Source organism: Robbsia andropogonis (assembly GCF_034047095.1).
GTDB classification, from domain to species: domain Bacteria; phylum Pseudomonadota; class Gammaproteobacteria; order Burkholderiales; family Burkholderiaceae; genus Robbsia; species Robbsia andropogonis.
The window spans coordinates 1,148,829-1,168,080 of record NZ_CP139166.1; the positions used below are offsets into that span (position 1 = coordinate 1,148,829).

The following is a 19,252-nucleotide window of genomic DNA, read 5'->3' on the forward strand; positions in this document are numbered from 1 at the left end:
AGTGAAATGCTGCACGACCGGCAATGCATGGTATTGCCCAAGCTTCATCGTGGACGTGTGATGTCGAGGAGACGCTTTGCCCCAACGAAATGAGACCTCATCGCGGACGGCATCGCTGGCGTCCCTTGCGGCAATCGCCGGCATGGTGTCCGTACAGACCGGCGCGGCCTTTGCCAAGACGCTGTTCCCGATGGTGGGCCCGGAAGGCATGGCGGCACTCCGCCTGGCGCTGTCGGCGGTGTTGCTTGCCGCCCTGATCCGTCCATGGCGTTGCTGGCGCACGCCGGGCATCTGGCCTGCGTTAATAGGCTATGGTGTCACGCTGGGCCTGATGAACCTGATGATCTATCACGCCTTCGCCACCATCCCGGTCAGCATCGCGGTATCGATCGAGGTGATTGGCCCACTCGGCGTGGCGTTGCTCTTGTCCCGGAGAAGGATCGACCTGGTATGGATTGCGTTATCCGTTGTGGGCTTGTGTCTGTTGCCCTTTAGCGCACTAGGTGGCGGCCTGGATCCACGGGGTATTGGTTTCGCACTGGCCGCGGCGCTATGCTGGGCCTTGTACATGACCTTCGGCGCCCGTGTCGCCCATCTGGGTACCCGAGCAGTGGCCAGCGGGATGTTGATCGCCGCCAGTTTCGCCGTCCCGATTGGCGTGCATCAGGCGGGCGCGACACTATGGCAAGGACCTGTCCTGGCGATCGGTTTTGCGGTCGCGTTACTGTCGAGCATGATTCCGTATCTACTGGACATGTTTGCACTGCACGCCCTGCCGTCTCGCGTTTTTGGCGTACTGATGAGTGCATCTCCCGCAATCGCCGCACTGGCAAGCTGGATCGTGCTGGGCGAGACATTAAGCCCCTGGCAATGTCTCGGCATCGGTGCGATCACCGTGGCCTGTGCGGGAAGTGCGCGGTTTTCGCGACACCGGACCTGACGGCGTCCAATAGGGTAAGCCGACGCCGCGCGGATCCGGCGTTTCGCCAAGGTCGATACCTATTTTCTCAGCTTGTTTCGCACCGAGGACGCACTGCCATCATTCCTGCGCTACACTGAATTTGACTTTAGCCGTGAACGTTCGCCAATTCGAGGTATTTTGCCGGAAGCGACTGGAGACAACGGGGCACTGATACGCTATCCGAATGGATGCCACATCGCTGCCCCGGCCGTCGGCAGCGGACGACATATCAACAAAAAAAGCGAGCCTCGACCATGAGCATCGTCATCGCCATTCTCGCGCTTGGCGCGTTGATGCTGGCTGCCTACCGCGGCTATAGCGTCATCCTGTTTGCCCCCCTTGCCGCGCTGGGCGCGGTACTGCTCACCGATCCGTCCGCTGTGGCGCCTGCTTTCTCGGGGCTCTTCATGGACAAGATGGTCGGATTCATAAAGCTGTATTTCCCCGTATTCCTGCTTGGCGCCCTGTTCGGCAAGCTTGTCGAACTATCGGGGTTTTCCCGGGCGATTGTCGAGGCGGTCATACGCTTGCTCGGGCGCGAACGCGCTATTCCTGTCATTGTCGTCGTGTGCGCATTGCTGACCTATGGGGGCGTATCACTCTTCGTTGTCGTGTTTGCCGTCTATCCGTTCGCGGCCGAAATGTTCCGCCAGAGCGGCATACCAAAACGGTTGATGCCGGCCACCATCGCCTTGGGCGCGTTCACCTTCACGATGGACGCCATGCCGGGCACGCCGCAGATTCAAAACATTATCCCGACAACCTTCTTTCATACCACTGCCTGGGCCTCCCCCTGGCTGGGCCTTCTCGGATCCTTCTTCGTCTTCATTCTCGGCATTGTCTATCTCGAGCGGGCGCGCAGCCGTGCACAACGGGCCAATGAAGGCTATGGCACCAATCTGCGCAATGAACCCGAAACCCCGGCGAATATCGCGTTGCCACATCCGCTGATCGCGCTCGCCCCCTTGATCATCGTCGGCGTCAGCAATCTGATTTATACCAGGGCGATCCCCGTATGGTTCCCGGGGGTATACTCACTCGCCCTGCCCGGCCTGCCATCCCCTATCCCGGTGGACGCTACGAAGCTCGTCGGGATCTGGGCGGTGCTTGCCGCGTTGGCTTCCGGTTCACTGTTTGTCTTGATTTTCGGTTGGCGCGGAATGCGCAATGGTCCTGGCATTGCCGAGGGGACAAAAACCGCCGTCAGCGGCGCCATGCTGGCGACAATGAACACGGCCTCCGAATATGGCTTTGGCGCGATCATCGCGGCGCTACCTGGCTTCCTGTTGATCGCCGAAGGGCTGAAGGCCATTCCGAATCCACTGATCAACGAAGCGATCGCGATCAACCTGCTCGCAGGCATCACCGGTTCGGCATCCGGAGGCCTGAGCATCGCGCTGGCGGCAATGTCCGACCAGTTCATCGCCGCGGCCAATGCCGCGCATATTCCTATGGAAGTCATGCACCGGGTCGCCGCGATGGCCTCCGGCGGCATGGATACCTTGCCGCACAATGGCGCGGTGATTACGTTGCTAGCGGTCACGGGGCTCAGTCATCGCGAGTCGTACGGCAATATCTTCGTCATGACCTTGATCAAGATCGCGGCGGCATTCTTCGTGATTGCGTTGTACTACGCGTTCGGTATCGTTTGATATCTTACGACCAGCCTTATACGGCGCGGGAATATCGCGTGCCGTTGCGCCTGGATTGCCATCTTTTGGTAAGCTCGACCTCCTCTGTCCCGATAACTCGGCGTCCGTGACGGACGCCGGCGGTTTTTCCATCAGCAGGAGTCGCAATGGCCAGTCGTTTTTCCCCGCGCAACGTGGCGCGTGCCTTCTTCAGCGCCACCGCGTTTTCACTCTCGGCGCTGTCCTTCATCGCCCCATGTGCGCATGCGGCGGATCTTCTCGACACCGTGAAGCATCGCGGCACGCTCGAAATCGGCTTGGAAGGCACCTATCCTCCGTTTGGTTTCAAGGCGCCTGGCGGCGACCTGCAAGGCTTTGACGTCGACGTTGCAACAGAGTTGGCCCGTCGCCTCGGCGTCAAGCCGCATTTTGTGACAACCGAATGGAGCGGCATTATCGCTGGCCTCCAGGCGGGCAAATACGATGTGATCGTCAATCAGGTGGGGATTACCGCCGCCCGTCAGAAAATGCTGGATTTCTCGACGCCTTACACCTATTCCATTGGCCAACTGATCCAGCGGAAGAACGACGACCGGCAATTCCGTTCGCTTGACGATTTGAAGGGCCACAAGCTGGGCGTCTCGTTAGGCAGCAACTATAACGATATGGCCAAGGCGGTGCCGGGCATCGACGTTCGCACCTACCCAGGCGCGCCGGAATATCTGTCGGACCTGGCGGCGGGACGGATCGATGCGGCACTGAACGATCGCCTGATGCTCGCCTATCTGCTGAAGCATTCGGCACTGCCGTTGCGTACCAGCGGCACGGCTGGCGACCCTTCCGAGATGGGCATCCCATTCCGCAAGGATAATCCCGCCTTTGCAAAGGCGGTGAATAACGCGCTGGCCGACATGCGCAGCGACGGCACATTGACCAGACTGTCCGACAAATGGTTTGGCGTGGACGTGTCCAAGCCACTGTCAGCGACTGCGGCAAAGTGAGTTTCGGCAGGCGATGAATTTCTCCGACATCCTGCTTCAATCGGCGCCCGCGTTGGCGCTAGGCGCCTGGCTGACCGTCAAGTTCGCGGTCTTGTCGATGATCTTCGGGTTGGTCGCCGCCGTGGTCCTTGCAACGATGGGCATCAGCGGCAATCGTTTGCTCGCGGGCATCGCACGCCTGTATGTCAGTGTGATGCGTGGCACGCCTTTATTGGTACAGATCTTTGTCGTGTACTACGGCCTGCCCGCGCTGGGAATTTCGTTGGATCCGACACCGGCGGGCGTGCTTGCCCTGTCGGCCAACGTGGCGGCTTACCTCTCCGAAAGCATGCGAGGCGCGATTCTCGGGATCGCCCCGGGACAATGGCTTGCGGCGTACAGTCTCGGCTTGCGTCGCGGTCAGGCGCTGCGCTTCGTGATCGGTCCACAGGCACTGCGGATTGCCACACCAAGCCTGGCGAATAGCCTCATCAGCCTCATCAAGGATACGTCGCTGGTGTCGGTGATCACCGTGACGGAACTGTTGCGCAGCACGCAAGAGCTGATCGCATCAACTTTCTACACACTGCCCTTCTACCTGGTCGCGGCGGCGACATACTGGATCATGTGTACGGTGCTCGAGATCATTCAGCGGCACGTGGAACGGCGACTGTCTTTACCTGGGAAACATTGATCGCCATGGAAGAGTAGCTTGAAGACACGCATGCATCACCTGGATCATCTTGTTCTGACATGCGTCGACATCAAAGCCACCATGCGCTTATCGAGATATCGGAACCGCTGATCTAGCTGGCTACGCGACACGATTGCCGGCTCGCTCTCACCGCCTTGCCGGAACAACATTGCAATAGTCGGTCTTTTGTTAGTGCAACATGCGGGCAAAGATCGAACTTTGCCCTAATAAACGCGTTAACCCGAATAACCTGTCTCAATAGTCTGACTATAATGAGGGAAAATAATCAGGAGGAGACATATGAGCGAGGATCGCGCATCCGACGTGCGGCTTGCCACGGGCGAAGCGGAAACTGACAGCGCACACGCGGCGCATGGCGCAACGGCGCACGGCAGCAATACACCGAGCGCCGGCCTCACCGATCATCCGACTGGCCCGGCGAGTGCATCCGGCCGACCACTGCGATCCGCGCAATGGTTTGGTACCGCGGACAAGAACGGCTTCATGTATCGGAGCTGGATGAAGAACCAGGGCATTCCCGATCATGAGTTCCAAGGTAAGCCGATCATCGGCATTTGCAACACCTGGTCCGAACTGACGCCCTGCAACTCCCATTTCCGCAAACTGGCCGAACACGTCAAACGCGGCGTATTGGAAGCAGGTGGCTTCCCCGTGGAGTTTCCCGTTTTCTCGAACGGTGAATCCAACCTCCGTCCCACGGCCATGTTCACGCGGAATCTCGCCAGCATGGATGTGGAGGAAGCCATCCGCGGCAATCCCATCGATGCGGTGGTGTTGCTGGCTGGCTGTGACAAGACAACACCGGCACTACTGATGGGCGCGGCCAGTTGCGACGTGCCGGCCATTCTCGTCAGCGGCGGCCCCATGTTGAACGGCAAACACCGCGGCCGCGACGTTGGCTCCGGCACACTGGTCTGGCAACTGAGCGAACAGGTCAAGGCTGGCACCATTACCCTGCATGATTTCCTCTCCGCCGAAGGTGATATGTCGCGCTCGGTTGGCACATGCAATACCATGGGTACCGCCTCCACCATGGCGTGCATGGCCGAGGCGCTCGGTGTCACACTACCGCATAACGCGGCTATCCCCGCCGTCGATGCGAGACGGTACGTGCTCGCCCATATGTCCGGCATGCGCATCGTGGAAATGGCTCGCGATGGTGTGACCCTGTCCACGTTGCTCACGCGAGATGCGTTTGAAAATGCCATTCGCGTCAACGCCGCCATTGGTGGCTCGACGAACGCCGCGATTCATTTGAAAGCCATCGCCGGGCGCATTGGCGTACCGCTGGAACTGGAGGACTGGACGCGAATCGGCCGTGGCACCCCTACCTTGGTCGACTTGCAGCCGTCGGGGCGCTTCCTGATGGAAGAGTTCTACTACGCCGGCGGGCTGCCTGGCGTGCTGCGGCGCCTGGGTGAGGCAAATCTGATCCCGCATCCGGATGCACGTACCGCCAACGGTCGAACGTTGTGGGAAAACGTCTCGGACGCACCCATTTACGACACAGAGGTGATCCGCGAAATCGACAAGCCCTTGCTGGCGGATGGCGGACTGTGCGTCCTGCGCGGGAACCTCGCTCCCTCCGGGGCCGTGATCAAGCCATCGGCTGCAACCGCCGCGTTGTTGAAACATCGTGGTCGCGCGGTTGTGTTCGAAAGTCTGGAAGACTACAAGGCACGCATCGTCGATCCTGACCTGGATGTCACCGCGGATTCCGTACTCGTCTTGAAAAACTGCGGACCCAAGGGCTATCCCGGCATGGCCGAAGTCGGCAATATGGGATTGCCGCCAAAATTGCTCGCGCAGGGCATTACCGACATGGTGCGCCTGTCGGATGCACGGATGTCCGGCACCGCGTACGGCACCGTGGTGCTGCACGTTGCTCCGGAAGCGCGTGCCGGTGGTCCGCTTGCCGTCGTCCGGGAAGGCGACTGGATTGATCTCGACAGCTATCGTGGCGTCCTCCGCCTTGATATTCCTGATGAAGAACTCCAAGCGCGACTGACGGAATGGCACGACACGCATGCGCGAAAGGCGCCTGACCCTGCGGACCAGAGTGGGTACCGCAATCTTTACGTAGATCACGTGCTGCAAGCGGACCAGGGTTGCGATTTCGACTTCCTTGTTGGTTGTCGTGGCGCCGCGGTACCGCGTCATTCGCATTGACCCCATAGCGCTACTGTCCAAGGAGACGGAGATGCACAATCTTCCCGCTGGGGGTGCAACGGTACCCAACGCCGATCTCGACCCTGCTACCGAGCACCGCATCATACGGCGCATCAGCTTGCGTCTCGTCCCCTTTCTGGTATTGCTTTATCTAGTCGCGTATATCGATCGTTCCACCCTGGGTTTTGCAAAACTTCAGATGAACGCCGATGTGGGCATCGGCGATGCCGCTTACGGCTTCGGTGCCGGGCTGTTCTTTATCGGCTACTTCCTGTTCGAGGTACCTAGCAACGTGATGCTGGTGAAGGTTGGCGCAAGCCGCTGGTTCGCACGCATCCTTGTCACCTGGGGCGCGATTACGGCCGCCATGTGCTTGATCAGCGGGCCGCATTCGTTCTATCTGTTGCGTTTTCTGCTTGGCGCGGCAGAAGCGGGTTTCTATCCGGGCGCGGTCTACTTTCTCTGCCAGTGGTTTCCGTCAAATCATCGCGCGAAAATCTTCGGGCTGTTCTTGCTGTCCCAGCCGTTCGCCCTGATCATCACCGGCCCTTTATCGGGCGCATTGTTGGACATGGAAGGGGTCGCCGGTCTGCACGGTTGGCAATGGCTTTTCTTGCTGACAGGCATCCCCGCGATCCTGCTGGCGGTCCCCACCCTTCTGATTCTGCCAGACACACCCGCCAAAGCGCGCTGGCTCCCCGAAGCGGACCGGCGATGGCTCGAACGAACCCTTGAACGGGAGCGCGCCGCCGCACCGCAACCGCTCATACACGGGGTACGCGGCTTATTGAGCGTGGTCAAGGATCGGCGAATATTGCTGCTGGCGCTATATTTCCTGCCCTATCCGCTCGCGATCTATGGATTGAGCACGTGGCTGCCGACCATTGTCAAAGGTTTTGGCGGATCTAATATCACGACCGGCTTGCTGACGGCCGTTCCTTATGTCTTTGCGGTCGTCGGTCTGCTAACCATTCCGCGCAGTTCAGACAAGCGCGACGAACGGATGTGGCATATCGCGCTTTCCGCGGGCGTCGGCGCGATCGGCCTGGCCGTGTCGGCATCCGTACATTCACCGGTGGTTCAACTCGCGGCATTATCCGTCACGGCGTGTGCGCTGTATGCCGCGCAACCGGTGTTCTGGACCTTGCCCGGGCGCTTCCTGAGCGGCACGCAAGCGGCCGCGGGCATAGCTGTCATCAATTCGATCGGCAACCTCGGCGGCTATCTTGGGCCATTCGCCGTGGGCGCGATCAAGCAAACCACTGGCCGTATCGAAGACGGTCTGTATTTCCTGTCAGGCGGCGTGCTGCTGCTTGGCGTGTTGCTGACTTTCGTTATCGCACGCCATGTTGAACGTGGCACTTCGACCTCTTCACCGTCCAAACAGCGCATGAACGCGACCGAATCTCATAGGAGCCCTTCCGCATGACCGACCACAACGCGCCCCGTCCCTCCGTTGCCGCGACGAACTCCCCACCAATCTACCGTGGCGTGTTCCCGGTCGTGCCGACAATTTTCGACGCCAATGGCAATCTCGATTTGGCGGGCCAGCGTCGTGTGCTGGACTTCATGATAGATGCCGGCTCAAATGGCTTATGTATCCTGGCCAACTTCTCAGAACAGTTCGCGTTGAGTGACGATGAACGAAACGTGCTGCAGACACTGGCCCTCGATCACGTGGCCGGCCGCGTTCCGGTGATTGTCACGACGAGCCATTTCAGCACGCACATCTGCGCCAGGCGCAGCCGCGCGGCGCAAGATGCCGGCGCTGCCATGGTAATGATCATGCCGCCTTATCACGGTGCAACCATTCGCGTCGGCGAGGCGCACATCCATTCGTTTTACCAGCAGGTCTCCGACGCCATCTCGATTCCGATCATGGTGCAGGATGCGCCGGTTTCTGGCACCCCGCTGTCCGCGGCCTTTCTCGCGCGCATGGCTGGCGAGATCGAGAATCTATCTTATTTCAAGATAGAGACACCACAAGCTGCCTCGAAGCTACGCGAATTGATCGCACTGGGCGGCGACGCCATCATCGGCCCATGGGATGGCGAGGAAGCGATTACGCTGATGGCGGATCTCGATGCCGGCGCCACGGGCGCCATGACCGGTGGCGGCTATCCGGACGGCATCCGGCTTATCCTCGATGCGTACACCGCGGGCGATACCGAGAAGGCCGCGGCGTTATATCAGCAATGGTTGCCGCTTATCAACTACGAAAATCGCCAAGCCGGACTGGCCGCCTGCAAAGCGTTGATGCGAGAGGGCGGCATCATCACCAGCGATGCAACCCGTCACCCGCTCGCGCCGCTTCACCCGGCCACCCGAGACGGGCTGCTCACCGTCGCCCGTCGGCTGGATCCCCTGGTGCTGCGCTGGGCAAGATAATTCAGATCGCGCCAGACGCCTTTGCCTCAAAGCGGGGAAAAAGCGCGCGATGATACGATGCCTCTACGGCGATAACGGCGTGATATGTGACGCAACGCTGTTCTATCCGCCTGCGGCATCTCTGCATGATATGCTTGCGTGCCCGTCCTCCAACTCAAATCATACGCAGGCATGGATTATCGCCATCCCCAACCGCGCAAGAGTCGGCACGGCCAGATCGTGCAAGACATTGGGACGGATATCGTCAGCGGCAAGCTAAAACCGGGGGAAAGGTTGCCGCCTGAGCCCCTGCTATGTGAGACATACGGCGTCAGCCGGCCAGTGCTGCGCGAGGCCACGCGCGTGCTTGTTGCAAAAGGTCTGGTCGTCTCGAAACCGCGTGTGGGCAGTGTCGTCCGAGACAGCGAAGATTGGCATCTGCTCGATCCGGATGTTCTGTTCTGGACACTTAACAGCATGCCCGAGACAGACTTCTTCCGCTCGCTATTGACTGTGCGCCGCATCATCGAACCCGCCGCGGCTGCCCTTGCCGCAACGTCGGCTGATGAAAACGATATCCGCCGCATTGAAACCGCGTTTTCTGAGATGGCTTCGGCCAATACACCGGATGGCCTGCTGGAACCGGATCTCGCATTTCACCGCGCGATCATGGCGGCCACGCATAACCGGATGCTGGCTCACATCGGGAATATGCTGTCGCTCGCACTATCGGAGTCGATCAAGTTGACAAGCCGCCATCCGAACACCCATGCGCTATCACTGCCACGTCATAAAGCGATCTTGACCGCGATCCAGAACCGCGACCCGCTCGCAGCCAGGCAGGCCAGTCTTGTGCAACTCGACAGCGCCGGTGTCGATGCGGACAGCGTGCTCGCCGACCAACCCCTTTCGTCGGTATAATCGCAAAACGCGCCTCCGAGGCGCGTTTTGCGTTATCTCACACATGTCCATCGGACCGGTTTTCACCAAGCCGAAAGCGGTGTGCTTCGCCCAGAAACACACCACCGCCTCATCGATCAGGTACGCGACTGTTGCTTGTAACGATCGAAAATCACCGCGACCAACAAGATCAGACCACGAACAACGTACTGCGCGAACGGCGAGATGTTCAGGAGATTCATCGCATTCTCCACCGTCCCCAGAATCAGCACGCCCGCCAGCACGTACGAAATCCGACCGACCCCGCCCTTCAGGGACACGCCACCAAGCACACAGGCCGAAATCACCGTCAACTCCAAGCCCAGCGATGTCATCGGTTGCCCCGAGGTCATGCGCGACGCAAGCACCACGCCTGCGAGCCCGGATACCAGTCCACTTAAGACGAAGATCACGAACTTCGTCCATGTCACATTGACGCCCGCAAGTCGCGCCGCCTCTTCGTTGCCGCCGATCGCCAGCGTATTGCGGCCAAAGATCGTCCGTCCCAGCAGGAAGCCGAATATCACCAGGCACCCGATCATCAGCCATACCGGCACTGGCAATCCCAGTACGCTGGTATTGCCGATCAGAAAGAAGTTTTCCTGATCGATACCCACCGCGCGACCGTCCGAGATGATGTACGCGAGACCACGCGCCATCTGCATGCTGGCGAGCGTCGTAATCAGCGCATTAATCTTGAGGCGCGCTACGACAAACCCATTCAAGGCGCCGAATGCCGCGCCGATGAGCAGTCCCGTCGCCACGCCCACGGCCACGGATTCGGTACGGTTCATCGCCACGGCGCACGCCACGCCGGAGCAGGCGACGATCGACCCGACGGACAAATCGAAGTCCCCCGCCGCCAGACAGAACAGCATGCCACACGCTACCATCCCCGCCAGCGACACGGATAGCGCCAGGCCGCGCATATTGATCATCGAAAAGAAATTCGGCACCGCGACACTACACACGATGAAAAGAACGACGGCAACCAACAACATGCCATAGCCGTCCCATACACGAGATGCGAGAGTGCCAGCGCCATCGCGTGACTTTTGCGGCGGCGCGTTGTTGCCTGCTTGCGTTTGCGTGAGGGCCATGTTCTTTCTCACCTATAGATTGAAATCGATAAAACCAATGCGTAAATCGAGATGCATGTCGCACAATGCAAAAAACGCGGCGTTCATGCGGCTATCGGGTCCTTGTCCGTTGGCGCGGCGGACAACATCGCGAGGCCCAGCACACTTTCCTCGTTCGCCTCATCGTGACTACGCTCGCCTACGACCTTCCCTTCCCGCATGACAATTACCCGATCGGCAAGACCCAGCGCCTCAGGAAGATCACTTGACGCAAAAAGCACTGCCACGCCTTTTTTTGCCAATTCAAATATCACCTGATAAATTTCATGTTTTGCGCCTACATCGATGCCCCGCGTTGGTTCATCAAGGATCATGATCTTGATGTTGTCTTCCGACAGCCAACGCGCCAGGATGGCCTTCTGCTGATTGCCACCGGACAAGTTACGGATAAGCTGGTCGGGGCCGGGCGTCTTGATCCGCATGGACTTGATCTGCTCGACGGCATTGTGGCGCTCCCACCGTCTATTGATCAGGGCTCGCCAGCCTAGATGGTGACGCCGTGCGCTGAGATTGATGTTGTCGGCAACCGAATGCACGGGGACGATGCCCTGCGCCTTGCGATCTTCCGGGCAAAGCAGCATGCCCTGGCGAATCGCCTCCCGTGGAGAATCCGGCGTACAGAGTGCGCCATCGACCCTGACTTCGCCCGAACGTGCAGGGTCCGCACCAAACAAAGCCCGCAGTAATGTCGTCCGGCCCGCGCCGACAAGTCCGAACAGCCCGACGACCTCCCCACGGCGCACCGTCAAATCCACGGGTGCCGCCAGTCCGGGCACGTCCAGCTGCGAAACTGCCAACCGCACCTCACCGAGTGGCCGCGGCGCATAACCGAAAATGTCTTCGATATCACGACCCACCATCGCACGCACCAGCCGGTCATGGCTGAGTTGCGCGATATCGGTAAAGGTCTGCACCAGTCGTCCATCCTTGAAAACGGTAATCTCGTCGCACATCCGATAGATTTCTTCCATCCGATGCGACACATAGATGACAATCCGTCCTTCGGCCCGCAAGTCGCGTATGACGCGTTCGAGTTGCTCGATCTCGCGCGCGGACAAGCTGCTGGTGGGTTCGTCGAAAGCGATGATGCGGGCTTCGTGCAGCAACGCTTTTGCGATTTCCACCATTTGACGTTGCCCGATCGATAAATACTTGACCGGCGTATCGGGATCGATGTCCTGCATCAATCGTCGCAATTGCAACCCCGCTGCCGCCCGCATCGACGCGCGATCGACGATACCTGCGCGCCCGGGAAACTGCCCCAGGCAGATATTTTCCGCCACGGACAACTCGGGTACCAGATGCAATTCCTGGTAAATGATAGCCACGCCGTTTGCCAACGCATCCTGCGTGTTACGGAACGCCACCGGCTTGCCGTCGATTTCGAGATGGCCACTGCTCGGCTGGTACGCGCCACTGAGGATCTTCAGCAGGGTCGACTTGCCGGCGCCATTCTCTCCCATCAGCGCGTGGACCGCGCCAGGATGGCAGGTGAAACTGATGCCGGCCAATGCCGTCACGCCAGGAAACGTCTTGCCAATATCGCAAAATGCCAGCGAGGTTGCGCTCGACTGCATGACTGCGCTCCGTAAAAAAGGTTCCATAGGGACGCAAAAGCACGCCCGATCGGCCGGGCGTGCGGGAGATAAGCACAGGAATCGTTATTCCAGGCCCTTCTTCTTCAATTCCTGGTGGAAATTGTCACGCGTGATCAGCACCACATCGGTGACCTCGGTGAACTTCGGCGGCTCGATACCCTTTGTCACCCAGTCATGCAGCATCGTGATGCTCTTGGTGCCATGGATATCCGGACTCGGCAGGAGCGAACCGTAGAAACCGGTGGGTTTGCTCTTTGACAGTTCGTTGACCGCATCCACACCGTTGATGCCGATCCCGATAACATTTGCTGCCTGGAATCCATTACCTTCCGTCGCGCGCACACCACCCAGCACCGTGTTGTCGTTCATCCCGATAACGAGCCAGTTCTTCACGTTCGGGTGTTGCACGAGCAAGGAATTACCTGCGTCCAACGCGCCGGGAATGTCGTTGCTCTTCGTTGGCACGGTGTAGATCTGCGCCGCCGGAAAGCCCGCCGCCTTCAACGCCGACATAGCACCGTCGGTCCGGCGACGTGCGGTATCCAGCTCATTGGCCGTGATGACCATCGCACCCGTGACCTTCGGGTCCCAATGGCGCTTCTGCATCTCCTTATACAACTCCTGACCTTGGCGTTCACCCACCTTTGACGCGGCCATCATGACCAGCGGCACTTCCGTCATGGGCTGGCCCTTGGCATTGACGAACTGGTCGTCCACCGCAACGACCTTCAAACCAGCCGCTTTGGCCTTTGCAACGATTGCCGGACCAAGCTTGGGATCCGGGGTGCAGATCACGAATCCCTTGGCACCATTCGCAGCCAGGCTGTCAATGGCCGCCAGTGTCTTTTCCCCATCCGGAACCGCGATCTTCAAGACCTCGAAACCATCCTTTTTCCCTGCGATATCCGCAAACTTCCACTCGGTCTGGAACCACGGCTCCTCCGGCTGTTTGACGAGGAACCCTAATTTTTCGGCGTAAGTGTGGGCGCTTGCCAGCGCCAGCACCGACGTGAGTACGCCAGTTGCCATCGCGCGGCTGCAAATCTTCATTGAAATGCGCATCGTTATAGTCTCCATCCTTGTTGTAACCAACCTCGCGTCAGTGAGCGTACCGCGCTACTCCGAACCGCAACGCCTCGATTTAAAGGACATCCCAAGATATGGGTCGATAAATGATTAGCGATGACGATTCGCGAAGGCGACATCCCACATATTGGGTCGTGTGTCATTTGATTAACAGAAAAGCGCGCCTTTCCTCGCCAGCGGCTTTCTTCTGTGTCGCCCAGGCACCGATATCAAGGGTTCTGACACGCCCAGCCTGAGTGCTCAGAGCATATGGTAAGACTATTTAGGCACTCAATACGGGTAAGCACCGAGAATATCGTGCATGACGGGATCTATTGGTATTACTAGAATGCTTTTCGAGCCCTCAGCATGTGCGACGATATTTAGCTAAGATAAATACGCCCCGCCGCTGACGCAGTGCGGAATGTAGACCTTTCTTTCTGATATGACGACAAACGCCTCGAATAACATGCCCCCGGATTTTGGGGCCTCGTCTCTCGCGCGAGCTTATGCAGCCTATCCCACTTTAAGAGATCGCTGCGTATTCATCAGTGGTGGCGCCACCGGTATCGGCGCGGCGCTAGTTGAGGCGTTTGCCGCGCAAGGCGCCCGGGTCGGCTTCGTCGACCTCGACGAGAAAGCAGGCACGGCGCTAGTCGAAAAACTCGCTCCCCTGCCTTCGACGGTCCATCGTCCATGCTTTGTCGCTGCAGATATCACCGAGGAAAATGCGCTTAACGATGCCATTGCACAGATTCGTGCCGCTTGCGGTCCGATCACCGTGCTGGTAAATAATGCGGCCAACGATAAGCGGCATCGCGTGGAAGAAACCACCTATGCATTCTGGGACAAGGGCATTGCCGTCAACTTGCGTCACCAGTTCTTTGCGGCGCAGCAGGTGATGGAGGACATGAAGCAGGCAGGTGGTGGTTCGATCATCAATTTCGGCTCGATCAGTTGGAAATTGAAACAAGGCGGCATGCCTGCTTATACCGCATCGAAAGCCGCGGTGCAGGGTCTGACGCGCTGCCTAGCCCGGGACCTCGGCCCGTACAATATCCGGGTAAACACGATCATGCCGGGCTGGGTCATGACGGAGAAGCAGTTGGCATTATGGGTGGACGACGCGGCAAAAGAGGACATTGCGAAGGGGCAATGCATCAATGCCCCCTTACTACCGATCCATATCGCCAGCATGGCGCTCTTCCTGGCAGCCGATGACAGCGCGATGTGTACGGCGCAAGATTTCGTCGTTGATGGCGGGTGGACCTGATCGTGATTGAATTGCATGCACGCCTGTTTCACGATGCCAAAGCTACACTTGGCGAATGCATCCTTTGGGATGACATCAACCACGCACTGTATTGGACCGATATCGAAAACGCCACCCTATGGCGGCATACGTTCGCCCCCGACGCCGATTGGTCCAACGGCGCGCCCGCGCAATACGAGACGCATCAGTGGGCACTGCCCGAGCGCCTCGCCAGTTTTGCGCTTTGCACGCGACCGGGTTGGTTGCTGCTTGGCTTGGCATCCCGGCTTGCGTTGTTCGAACCTGCCACGAATACGTTCGTCGATATTGTCGAGGTGGAGGCCGATTTGCCCCGCACCCGTGTCAATGACGGCCGCTGCGATCCGCAAGGACGTTTTGTTTTTGGCACATTCGACCAGGCAGACAAAGCCGAAGCGGTAGGGCATTTCTGGCGACTGAACGCCGACCTCCGCCTGGAGCGGTTGCCTCTGCCCCGCATTGCGTGCGCGAACAGTATCGCGTTCGACACGCGCGCCGCGGCTGCCTACCCCGGCGCTGAAACGTCCGAAAAAGATCAAAAGGCACCGGCCGACCCGGCAAGAATGTACTTTGCCGACTCGTTGACACGCAAGATCCATCGCTGCGATTATTTTGCTGACGGTCGACTGGGCGTGCCCACCTTGTTTGCGACATTGCTGGCCGATGAAAGCAGCCCGGACGGCTCGACCGTCGACAGTCAAGGCGGCTTGTGGAACGCCCATTGGGACGGTAGCCGGATGGTGCGTTTCGATAGCGAGGGCGTCATGGACGTTCATGTTCATGTAGCGGCATCGCGATTGACCTGCGCGACGTTTGGTGGACCTGACCGACGCACGTTGTTCATTACGAGTGCCCGTACTGGTCTCCAGGCGGAGGCCCTTGCCAGCGAACCCATGGCAGGCGGTGTATTTTCGGTACGAACGACATTTACCGGCATGTCGGAATATCGCTTTTCCGGTGCCTGATCGGGGTTGATTTGGGTCGCATGACCCGTTTTTGAGAGGAGGAGTAGCGCCGAGGCTTCATCACAAAGTAGCGACACTATCGTGAACATGAGGACGGAAATCCGTCACCCATGACAACACGCCATCAAATGGAAGAGACAATGAAAAAAGCGTGGATTGTGACGTCGTTGGCGTCCCTGGTATTACCCTTGACGAGCGCGTACGCGCAAAGTAGCGTGACGCTGTACGGTCGTTTGGACGCCGGCATTGAATACATGAATGGCTTGCAGCACACCACCCCGGGTGGAGGTGGTAGTCGCTGGCGCGCGGAAAGCGGCGATTGGGGAACCAGTTTGTGGGGCTTGAAAGGAGTAGAGGACCTGGGTGGTGGGCTGCAGGCCCTCTTCCGCTTGGAAGGGTCCTTCAATACGATGAGCGGTTCGGGGCCCGGCAACAACCAGATATTTAATCGCTACGCCACGGTGGGATTGGCCAGCAAGCAATACGGTACGTTCAATATGGGCCGTGAGCTTGCGATTTCCAACGGCGTATGGGATTTCGATCCTTTCGGTCAGTCGAACTGGTCATCGGCATCATTGGTACGGGGTCGTAACTGGAATCAAACCAGCAATAACATCTCCTATCAATCGCCGACTTATGGTGGCTTCGACTTCGCAGGACAGTATTCCTTCGCGAACGCCACTAACTGGAACGGCAACGGTACGACCACGCAAGGGCGTTCAGATGGCGCACAGGTAACGTACACATCATCGCTATTCCAGGTCCGAGGCCTCTATGACGAACAGCGTGACAGCGGCAACGGCTCGTTGGATAACGCCTTCACCGCCTCTCGCGAATACACTGCGGCGCTGAACGTCTTCCTCGGTCAATTCACGGTTCGCGCAGCCTATCAAGCGATCCGGTCGTCGGGCGGTGTCTATGTCGCGGGCCAGCCGACGTCGCTGGATCACGAATGGGGCGGCATCACGTGGCAAGCAACACCAGCGGCAACACTCACCGCGGCCGTGTATCACGTGAATGCGAACAAGGGTGCGGGCAACGCGACGATGTACACGGTCGGTGGAACCTACAACTTGTCGAAACGCACGCAATTGCACCTGGAAGCCGCGACCGTGCAGAACAGCTCAACGGCAAACTTCAGCTTGAATGCCAACAGCGCGGGCACCACGGCGAGTTCCGGCAATCCGCTGATTGGGCACAGCCAAACGGGTGTTTTCGCCGGCATTCAGCACGTATTCTGACCCATCGCCGGGAAAACGACTGCGTCACGCGGTCATCGGCGCAGCCTGTCGTCGCGGATGGAGGTCTTCCACACGCGATGCAGTCTGCGCCGATGCTGCGATATCGCCTCTTTTCGACATCAACGGCCAGCCCGCCACCGTGCGTACCTGGCCCATCCGATGCCGTGCCGGCCTTCGGTCGACACGCGCTTGACATCGCGACATCGCGTCGTGATGTAATACGTCTCTCTGCGTCAAACGGACGCCGCACCCGGCCATCCACTCTCCTCGCGCCGAAAGATACACAGGATCGAGCACCATCGTGCGGGTCCCCTGCAATCATCGTGTCGAGGCCTAGGCGCAGCGCGCACAAGACCAAGCCATTCCGCCCGAACAAGACTGGCGTTCAAATGAAACGTGCGTCTGTTGTCGCGAGGCGCGGAGATGCCTGCGAATCGTCAAAAATAGAGAGGGAAGCAAGAATGAGCCATCGCCAAAGCGCTGACGTGATTGTCATTGGGCTCGGCGCATTCGGCAGCGCCACAACCTACCAATTGGCGAAGCGCGGTGCCCGTGTCATCGGGATCGATCAATACACGCCACCGCACGACCGCGGATCAAGCCATGGCGCAAGCCGCATCACGCGCGTCGCCGTTGGGGAAGGCCAGATTTACATCCCACTCATACAGCGTTCACACGCGATATGGCGGGAATTGGAAGCGGTAACCGGCAAGACCCTTTTTCATCAAACAGGCGGCCTCATCATCGGTTCGATCAGCGGCGCCGTCAGCCATCACGGAAAACCTGATTTCGTCCGGCGAACCATCGATAATGCCGCGCAATTCGATATTCCCCACGAAGTGTTCGACGCAATGGAGATCCGGAAACGTTATCCGCAATTCATCACGCGCGGCGACGAAACCGCCTACTTCGAACCCGGCGCGGGCGCACTGCTGCCCGAGGCCTGCGTACAGGCACAACTCGACCAAGCCAAAATGCTTGGTGCAACGTTGCGCCTGAACGAGAAAGTCATCGCCATTGAAGAAGATGGCAATGGCGTCAACGTCAAAACCGCGTCTGGCGCCTATTCCGCGGCAAAGGCCATCGTGACCGCCGGTCCGTGGGCGCCGGCGATGGCCGGTGGCAAGGTACAGCGTCATCTGACCGTAAGACGACAAACGCTCCATTGGTTCAAGACGGACAAACCTTCTCTCTACGCACCGGAAAACTGCCCGATCTTTATTTGGATGCATGGCAACGGCGACGACGACTATCTGTACGGCTTCCCGATGGTGGACGGCAAGCACGGCGTCAAGGTTGCCTCCGAGCAATATCACACCGAGACGGAACCCGATTGCTATTTGCGAGAGGTGGATACGAAAGAGTCGTTGGCGATGTACGAAAGACACGTCGCGACGCGCCTGAGATTCGTACAAAGCGAAACTATCGCCAGCGCCGCATGTTTATATACCGTCAGCAAGGATTCCAACTTCATCATTGATGCCTACCGCGATATGCAAAATGTTCGCATGGTCTCCGCCTGCTCGGGGCACGGCTTCAAAAACTCCGCGGGTCTTGGTGAACAATTGGCAATCGACGCACTCGCCGGATCATCGGGCAACATCGACGCTGGTGGTAATCCGTTGCTGGCACCTTTCAGGATGCAACGCTTCCAGTGAAGCACGCGCGCGTATCTGTAACAATGCGGTTCAATCCTGGTCACTAATTGGAAATATCGCTATATATCTTGCATAAACATGGTTTTACGCTTTCATATGATGAGAGAAAGAATTTCGGTTTTTTCTTAAAATTTCCCTTAAGGATTAGAAATACGTGCCGATATCCAATAGAAGAACCGGCTCAAAAAAATTATTTTGAACAGGCACATGCTCGGCTGGGAACGTAATCGGTCAATCTGAGATCGCTCGCAGTGGGGCTCGGACAGTAGTCATTTCCGAGGCGCACCATGAATCAGGCTCAAATTAGAAAAAAATTCAGAGACTCCGAACAAGCGGCGGATCGACCACGTACCACCTCTGATGAATTGGCCGCATGGATCGCAGGACATTCCGCCCATCTGGAGCCGTCCGATCTTGAATTCCTGATTTCAGTCGGTCGTACGTTGTACGCCGCCGAAGCGGAAAAACGGTGGCGAGACGCATGGTAGTGTGTGCCGTCGATCGATCCGTCGATCCATCTCGCGCAGCTGGCG

General features: G+C 58.6%; 17 protein-coding genes. 13 read left to right on the plus strand and 4 right to left on the minus strand.

Translation table 11 applies throughout. The features are described 5' to 3' along the window. Positions 1–76 precede the first annotated feature (76 nt). From SJQ66_RS09815 to SJQ66_RS09850, 8 genes are all read left to right on the plus strand, one after another. Positions 77–940, plus strand: a complete 864-nt coding sequence (locus SJQ66_RS09815; protein WP_320534001.1) for an EamA family transporter — start codon at positions 77–79, stop codon at positions 938–940. Between the two features lie 275 nt (positions 941–1,215). Beyond that, complete coding sequence (locus tag SJQ66_RS09820; protein WP_024903847.1) at positions 1,216–2,613, plus strand: GntP family permease; 1,398 nt, start codon at positions 1,216–1,218, stop codon at positions 2,611–2,613. A gap of 146 nt (positions 2,614–2,759) precedes the next feature. Further along, entirely contained in the window at positions 2,760–3,593 is an 834-nt protein-coding gene (locus tag SJQ66_RS09825) for a cystine ABC transporter substrate-binding protein (RefSeq protein ID WP_024903846.1), read from the plus strand. Positions 3,594–3,606: 13 nt separating this feature from the next. Continuing rightward, positions 3,607–4,266, plus strand: a complete 660-nt coding sequence (locus tag SJQ66_RS09830; RefSeq protein WP_024903845.1) for an amino acid ABC transporter permease — start codon at positions 3,607–3,609, stop codon at positions 4,264–4,266. A gap of 300 nt (positions 4,267–4,566) precedes the next feature. Further along, entirely contained in the window at positions 4,567–6,456 is a 1,890-nt protein-coding gene (locus SJQ66_RS09835) for an IlvD/Edd family dehydratase (RefSeq protein WP_024903844.1), read from the plus strand. Positions 6,457–6,487: 31 nt separating this feature from the next. Beyond that, complete coding sequence (locus SJQ66_RS09840; protein WP_320534002.1) at positions 6,488–7,885, plus strand: MFS transporter; 1,398 nt, start codon at positions 6,488–6,490, stop codon at positions 7,883–7,885. Then, complete coding sequence (locus tag SJQ66_RS09845) at positions 7,882–8,844, plus strand: dihydrodipicolinate synthase family protein (protein WP_024903842.1); 963 nt, start codon at positions 7,882–7,884, stop codon at positions 8,842–8,844. The genes SJQ66_RS09840 and SJQ66_RS09845 overlap by 4 nt, the downstream gene beginning before the upstream one ends. A gap of 171 nt (positions 8,845–9,015) precedes the next feature. Then, positions 9,016–9,744, plus strand: a complete 729-nt coding sequence (locus SJQ66_RS09850) for a FadR/GntR family transcriptional regulator (RefSeq protein ID WP_024903841.1) — start codon at positions 9,016–9,018, stop codon at positions 9,742–9,744. Positions 9,745–9,860: 116 nt separating this feature from the next. On the opposite strand, the gene araH is transcribed toward SJQ66_RS09850, so the two are convergent. The 3 genes from araH to SJQ66_RS09865 form a co-directional block, all read right to left on the minus strand. Further along, positions 9,861–10,862, minus strand: a complete 1,002-nt coding sequence (gene araH, locus SJQ66_RS09855; protein ID WP_024903840.1) for an L-arabinose ABC transporter permease AraH — start codon at positions 10,860–10,862, stop codon at positions 9,861–9,863. Positions 10,863–10,945: 83 nt separating this feature from the next. Further along, the gene (gene araG / locus SJQ66_RS09860) at positions 10,946–12,478 is read right to left on the minus strand and encodes an L-arabinose ABC transporter ATP-binding protein AraG (RefSeq protein ID WP_024903839.1); all 1,533 of its coding nucleotides are present in this window, start codon (positions 12,476–12,478) and stop codon (positions 10,946–10,948) included. A gap of 84 nt (positions 12,479–12,562) precedes the next feature. Then, the gene (locus SJQ66_RS09865) at positions 12,563–13,561 is read right to left on the minus strand and encodes an arabinose ABC transporter substrate-binding protein (RefSeq protein ID WP_279612267.1); all 999 of its coding nucleotides are present in this window, start codon (positions 13,559–13,561) and stop codon (positions 12,563–12,565) included. 472 nt (positions 13,562–14,033) lie between these two features. Between SJQ66_RS09865 and SJQ66_RS09870 the strand changes: the two genes are divergently transcribed. From SJQ66_RS09870 to SJQ66_RS09880, 3 genes are all read left to right on the plus strand, one after another. Continuing rightward, entirely contained in the window at positions 14,034–14,837 is an 804-nt protein-coding gene (locus tag SJQ66_RS09870) for an SDR family NAD(P)-dependent oxidoreductase (protein ID WP_236693466.1), read from the plus strand. Positions 14,838–14,839: 2 nt separating this feature from the next. Beyond that, entirely contained in the window at positions 14,840–15,820 is a 981-nt protein-coding gene (locus tag SJQ66_RS09875) for an SMP-30/gluconolactonase/LRE family protein (RefSeq protein ID WP_236693462.1), read from the plus strand. Between the two features lie 140 nt (positions 15,821–15,960). Continuing rightward, positions 15,961–17,061 (plus strand): porin, encoded by a 1,101-nt coding sequence (locus SJQ66_RS09880; RefSeq protein ID WP_024903835.1) that lies wholly within the window; start codon positions 15,961–15,963, stop codon positions 17,059–17,061. 24 nt (positions 17,062–17,085) lie between these two features. Here SJQ66_RS09880 and SJQ66_RS09885 read toward each other — a convergent pair whose 3' ends face one another. Beyond that, the gene (locus tag SJQ66_RS09885; RefSeq protein WP_157685771.1) at positions 17,086–17,361 is read right to left on the minus strand and encodes a hypothetical protein; all 276 of its coding nucleotides are present in this window, start codon (positions 17,359–17,361) and stop codon (positions 17,086–17,088) included. 161 nt (positions 17,362–17,522) lie between these two features. Here SJQ66_RS09885 and solA point away from each other — a divergent pair, with 161 nt between their 5' ends. Both solA and SJQ66_RS09895 read left to right on the plus strand, forming a co-directional pair. Then, positions 17,523–18,719, plus strand: a complete 1,197-nt coding sequence (gene solA / locus SJQ66_RS09890) for an N-methyl-L-tryptophan oxidase (protein WP_024903833.1) — start codon at positions 17,523–17,525, stop codon at positions 18,717–18,719. A gap of 287 nt (positions 18,720–19,006) precedes the next feature. Continuing rightward, the gene (locus SJQ66_RS09895) at positions 19,007–19,207 is read left to right on the plus strand and encodes a hypothetical protein (RefSeq protein WP_024903832.1); all 201 of its coding nucleotides are present in this window, start codon (positions 19,007–19,009) and stop codon (positions 19,205–19,207) included. Positions 19,208–19,252: the final 45 nt, after the last annotated feature.

Coding starts and splice junctions, on each gene's coding strand:
- SJQ66_RS09820 (WP_024903847.1), top strand. CDS start 1,216: ATGAGCATCGTCATCGCCATTCTCGCGCTTGGCGCGTTGATGCTGGCT.
- SJQ66_RS09825 (WP_024903846.1), top strand. CDS start 2,760: ATGGCCAGTCGTTTTTCCCCGCGCAACGTGGCGCGTGCCTTCTTCAGC.
- SJQ66_RS09830 (WP_024903845.1), top strand. CDS start 3,607: ATGAATTTCTCCGACATCCTGCTTCAATCGGCGCCCGCGTTGGCGCTA.
- SJQ66_RS09835 (WP_024903844.1), top strand. CDS start 4,567: ATGAGCGAGGATCGCGCATCCGACGTGCGGCTTGCCACGGGCGAAGCG.
- SJQ66_RS09840 (WP_320534002.1), top strand. CDS start 6,488: ATGCACAATCTTCCCGCTGGGGGTGCAACGGTACCCAACGCCGATCTC.
- SJQ66_RS09845 (WP_024903842.1), top strand. CDS start 7,882: ATGACCGACCACAACGCGCCCCGTCCCTCCGTTGCCGCGACGAACTCC.
- SJQ66_RS09850 (WP_024903841.1), top strand. CDS start 9,016: ATGGATTATCGCCATCCCCAACCGCGCAAGAGTCGGCACGGCCAGATC.
- araH (WP_024903840.1), bottom strand. CDS start 10,862: ATGGCCCTCACGCAAACGCAAGCAGGCAACAACGCGCCGCCGCAAAAG.
- araG (WP_024903839.1), bottom strand. CDS start 12,478: ATGCAGTCGAGCGCAACCTCGCTGGCATTTTGCGATATTGGCAAGACG.
- SJQ66_RS09865 (WP_279612267.1), bottom strand. CDS start 13,561: ATGCGCATTTCAATGAAGATTTGCAGCCGCGCGATGGCAACTGGCGTA.
- SJQ66_RS09870 (WP_236693466.1), top strand. CDS start 14,034: ATGCCCCCGGATTTTGGGGCCTCGTCTCTCGCGCGAGCTTATGCAGCC.
- SJQ66_RS09880 (WP_024903835.1), top strand. CDS start 15,961: ATGAAAAAAGCGTGGATTGTGACGTCGTTGGCGTCCCTGGTATTACCC.
- SJQ66_RS09885 (WP_157685771.1), bottom strand. CDS start 17,361: ATGGTGCTCGATCCTGTGTATCTTTCGGCGCGAGGAGAGTGGATGGCC.
- solA (WP_024903833.1), top strand. CDS start 17,523: ATGAGCCATCGCCAAAGCGCTGACGTGATTGTCATTGGGCTCGGCGCA.
- SJQ66_RS09895 (WP_024903832.1), top strand. CDS start 19,007: ATGAATCAGGCTCAAATTAGAAAAAAATTCAGAGACTCCGAACAAGCG.